2 protein-coding genes are annotated in these 4,020 nt (G+C 67.0%); both read left to right on the top strand.

Annotated features, from left to right (window positions below; genetic code table 11):
* Window positions 1–1,537, top strand: a 1,537-nt coding sequence (locus tag ACYQ8L_RS18220) for a hypothetical protein (protein ID WP_459943246.1), incomplete at its 5' end; no start/stop codon positions are given.
* A 317-nt stretch (window positions 1,538–1,854) separates the two neighbouring features.
* On the top strand, window positions 1,855–4,020 hold a 2,166-nt coding region (locus tag ACYQ8L_RS18215; RefSeq protein WP_459943245.1), incomplete at its 3' end, for a hypothetical protein.

Genomic DNA, 4,020 nt, shown 5'->3' with positions numbered 1-4,020 from the left:
AGGCTACGGCTCCCACCTCAAAGCCACCACGGGCGAAACCCTCTCCAACGCCACGAACTGGGACGCCCAGTGCAACAAGTGCCACTCTGGCCACTCGGGTCCGGTAGCCGTGCCACTTCCGCCCGCGAGCTGGAACAACCGTACGGACGGGTCGGGCACCACGATGAACATGCAGACCCAGCTCGGCATCGACTACACCTCGCACAACGGGATCTACCTGGGCGGCACGGCCACCTCGGGGTCCACCGAGGCCGAGATCTGCTGGAACTGCCACGCCTCGAACGGGGTGAGCGAATGGGGCGTGAACAACAACGCGAACACCGGGTCCATGGTTTATGACTACGGGAGCCTTTCCACCCCGAACTGGACCACGGCCACCTGGACGAGCGCCAACTTCTCGTACAAGTCGGGAGCGATCCAGTCCACCCATTCCGCCAACTTTACCGCGGGCACGAGCACCGTGTCGGGCTCGGCCTACAACTACACCGAGACCAAGGACGCGGTGGGGAACATCCGGTGCTCCTACTGCCACGACGTGCACGACCTCAACAAGGCCAGCAGCGACACCGTGTCCGGGCAGCCTTACCTGCGGGGATCGTGGAAAGGAAACCCCTACCCGGAGGACGGGGCGCCCTACGGGCCCTATGATCGGTACAGTTGGACCAACATGTTCGGCCCGGTGCCCCGGGGAGTAGCACAAAACATCGCTGGCGGATACCAAATCGACCAGAATAACGGTAGCCCGGCGTCCGGGTGGACTCTCTCGGACAGCGCCGGGCTGTGCACGTTGTGCCATGGGACAAATGTGGACGAGATGGACTGGCGGGTTGGAGAAGGGCTTTGGGTGGGGACCAACGGCCATTCGGCCGCGGCCGTGGGGGGAACGGGGGCAAACAAGTTCAATCTTTACAACCCGGACGTTCGGGGCGAAGGAACGACGCACACCCACCCGCATATGGGGTACCAGTCGACCCAATGGGCGTACAGCCCAAACCGGATGTTCGGTTTACGCCACGCCTACGACGCCAGAACCTATCCCCTTTCGAACCCCAGCCTCGCCACAACCTACATAACCGGCGACAGCGACATGGGGGTCACGCCTTTCATATGGAATCCGGACGCCGGGCAGTCCGCTTGGTGCTACCAGTACTTTTATTGGTCTGTGAACTTTGATACGACCGCCCCTCAGTACCCATATCATAAATTTCCGTGCTCAAAGTGCCATAATCCCCACGCGTCACGCCTTCCGAAATTGATGATCACGAACTGCCTGGATGGGATCCACAACACGTGGGACGACACGTTTTCGGTAGACCCGGATTGGACAAGTGGAAAAACGTACGTCGGCAGCTCATACGTGGATTTTGACTGGTCCACCTCCGGGTTGATGAGCGCGAGCGTGCAGGCGGCCGGGAAGAACAGGGAGCTTTTCTATGCGAGAAGCGCGCAGAACTGCCATCGCTTCGTGGATGCCGACGAAGACAACGTGATGGACGCCGGAGACGAGCCGGGCTGGAACAAGGTGACGCCATGGTGAGGAGGTCACATTCGCGCCGCATGCCCATGTTCCTGGCGGTGGCCCTCTGTACTTTCTGGGCCGGGTCTGCTCCGGCGGAAACGTTGGAGATTCCCATCCAAAAAGGGGCCCTGCCAGCATCTGTTCGGTGCGTGGGGGGCGTGCTCGACCGGGGGTGGCGGGCGCTTTCCCTTGCGGATACCCGCGAGACGCGGGAGTTCCTTTCATTCCCCGCGGCCCGTCTCGACCGAAACGGGGGGGCTCTGACCCTCCACCTCCGGCGCAGCGATATTCCCCTGGGTTCCCGGCGCATGGTTCACGACGCCCTGTTGGAATGGATGGCCCCCGACGGGCGCCCCCTTTTAATCCTTTCGGCAGTGTGGAACCACCCCTGGTTTCCGGGGAAACTGGTCCTCGAGTTTGCCGGCCAGCGGGTGTGGGGAGACTACTTCCTGGCAGACGCCCCCAGGCCGGGGGAACCGGTGCAGGTGCGCGTGGAATGGGGTCGGTCTTCCCGCGAGAATCGGGTGCGGGTGAACGGTGCCCTTGTCAAGGGTGTGCGTGCCGACGGCACCCCGGAACTTGAGGGGGAGGGAAGCAGGCGTCCGTATAAGGACCTCGCGAGCAACGCCTCGAATATCGTCGTCGGAATGGAGTTGGATCCCCAGGTGCCCCGCGGGGGGTTCTCCCCTTTATGCCATCTGTGGGTGGAGAGAATCGCCGTGGAGAGCGGCGAGGACACTCTGCCATGGGTTGTTTCGCTGGGTTCCGAACGCCGCCTCTACGGCGTGGGCCAGGAGATCGGCGTGACGCTCCGGGGCGCGGCGGACAAGGCGGCTTCGTTCACGATCGCCGGGGTAGCCGAGAACGTCCCCATGACCGAGGTGGACCACGGGGTGTACGTGGGCCGGGTCGCCGTGCCCGAGGGCGTAAACGGCACCTTCGCCCTCACGGGGACCCTGACCGACCCGGCCACGGGGGAGACGGCGAGCCTCGCCGGGCCCGCGATCACGATTGACACGACGGCGCCCGAGCCGGTGCCGGCGGGCCGGATCCTGGCCTCGTCGCCCTGGCCCGGGGAGATCGAGGTCTCCTGGCAGGCAAGCCCCTCGGCCGACGTGGACCGCTACGAGATCTTCCGGGGGGAGGGGGCCGACCCGGATTTCTCCGGCGCCCCGTATGACACCACCCGGAAACTCTCCTTCACCGACACCGCCGTGGTGCCGGGCCTCCCATACCGCTACGTCGTGGTGGCCGTGGACCGGGCCGGGAACCGGAGCGCCCTGAGCGAGATCGTCTCGGCCGAGGCGGCCCCCGGGGAGGGCCCGGCGATCACGGCGGTGACCGTGGAGCCCCTCGGGAAGCCGGCGAAGCCGGGCGAGACCGTGACCGTGACGGTCGTGGCCCAGAGCGGGGCCACGGTGACGGCGGACCTGGGCACGTTGGCACAAGGCCTACCCCTCATGGAGGAGGGCCGCACGGGCCGGTACACCGGCACCTACACCGTGACCGACGCCGACGTGGGCCCCACGAAGGCGCTCCACCGGGTGGTGGTGCACGTGGCGGACGCCTACGGGTCGGCCGACCGGGCCGGACCGGAACTCGCCGTGGTGGGCCTGGACACCCTGAACGACACGACCCCGCCGGTCATCGCCTCGGCCGAGCACGACGGGTTCGCCGTGGCGGGCTTTAGCGGCAAGCTCGTGGCGGGCGACGTCTTGACCGTGACCCTCACCGGCGAACCCGGCGGCCACGCCACCTTCAACCTCGGGGGCGTGGCCCAGAACGTTCCGATGACCGAGGAGACACCGGGGACCTACCGGGGCACCTACACCGTGGGGTGGGACGACGAGGGCGTGGACGTGCCGGTGGTCGTGCACCTGGCAGACGACGCCGGGAACGTGACGACCCAGCCGGCGGGCCGGCCGGTATCGTTCGACACCCGGGTGCGGCTCTTCGTCACGGCCCGGGACGGGCTCCTCCCGGCGGACCAGAAGAGCACCACCCGGCTCACCGTGAAGGCGGAGAACGCGAACGGCGACCCCGTGTCGGGCCACGAGCTTGCGCTCACCCTTTCCACCACCGAGGAGTACACGGGCGTGGTGGGCGGGGGCCGGCTCGAGGACAAAGAGGCCCGGCTCGACGACGTGGACGACGTGGAGGTGAAATGGGGCGGGGTGACCGACGCCTTTGGCGAGGTCACGGCCACCTACACGGCGGGGTTTGCGGCGAAGACGGCCCTGATCGTGGCGAAGGACCTCACCACGGGCGACGTGGGCGCGGGGTGGCTCCACACCTACGTGGCCTCCACCGTGGCGATCGAGCTCTACCCCCGGGCCCAGCGGGGCCTGGAGGACCGGGCCGTGCTCACCCTCACGGCCGAGCCGGAGAAGCTCACGGCGGACGGCCGCTCCACGAGCCGCGTGAAGGCGAAGCTCCTGGACCTCCAGGGGAACCCCATCGAGGGGGCCCGGGTGCGGTTCGCCCTGGGGAACGAGAACGGC

The organism is Deferrisoma palaeochoriense (assembly GCF_054656955.1).
Note: the sequence above shows the minus strand (reverse complement) of the source record. Positions and strands in the feature narration are given on the sequence as shown.